Source organism: Dactylosporangium darangshiense, from assembly GCF_039537565.1.
Taxonomy (GTDB): domain Bacteria; phylum Actinomycetota; class Actinomycetes; order Mycobacteriales; family Micromonosporaceae; genus Dactylosporangium; species Dactylosporangium darangshiense.
Window position 1 is genome coordinate 1 of the sequence record NZ_BAABAT010000207.1, and the last position, 911, is coordinate 911.

1 protein-coding gene is annotated in these 911 nt (G+C 64.8%); it reads right to left on the reverse strand.

The features are described 5' to 3' along the window. On the reverse strand, positions 1-911 hold a 911-nt coding region (locus tag ABD901_RS58730), incomplete at both ends, for a condensation domain-containing protein (RefSeq protein WP_345145110.1).

Below are 911 nucleotides of genomic sequence, written 5' to 3' on the forward strand. Positions count from 1 at the left end.
CGTAGTTGAAGAGGGTTTGGATGAGGGGGGTTTGGGCGCGGTTGCGGGTGGGGGTGAGTTGGTCGACGAGTTGTTCGAAGGGGAGGTCTTGGTGGGTGTAGGCGTCCAGGGCGGTGGTGCGGGTTTGGTGGAGGAGTTCGGTGAAGGTGGGGTTGTGGTGGAGGTGGGTGCGGATGATGAGGGTGTTGAGGAAGAAGCCGATGAGGTGTTCGGTTTCGGGTTGGTTGCGGTTGGCGATGGGTGTGCCGATGAGGATGTCGGTTTGGCCGGTGTGGTGGTGCAGGAGGGTGGCGTAGGCGGCGATGAGGGTCATGAACATGGTGGTGCCGTGTTGGCGGGAGAGGTGTTGTAGGGCGGTGGTGGTGGGTTGGGGGATGGTGAAGGTGATTTCGGCGCCGGTGGTGTTGCGGATGGCGGGGCGGGGGCGGTCGGTGGGGAGGTGGAGGATGGGTGGGTTGGCGAGTTGGGTTTGCCAGTAGTGGAGTTGGGTGGTGAGGGTGTCGCCGGTGAGCCATTGGCGTTGCCAGGTGGCGTAGTCGGCGTATTGGATGGGCAGGGGTGGGAGTGGGGTGCCGTTGTAGAGGGTGGCGAGTTCGTGTCGGAGGATGCGGTCGGACCATTCGTCGAAGACGGCGTGGTGCATGCAGAGGGAGAGGATGTGGTGGTTGGGGGTGAGGTGGATGAGGGTGGCGCGGATGAGTGGGCCGGTGGCGAGGTTGAATGGGGTGCGGGCGTCGGTGGTGATGTGGTTGAGGGCGGTGTGGTGGGGGTTGGGGGTGTGGGTGAGGTCGATGCGGTTGAGGTGTTGGGGTGTGGGTGGGTCGATGATTTGGTGGGGGATGCCGTCGGCGTCGGCGACCAGCCGGGTTCGTAGCACCTCGTGCCGGGCCACCACCGCCGAAAACGCAGCC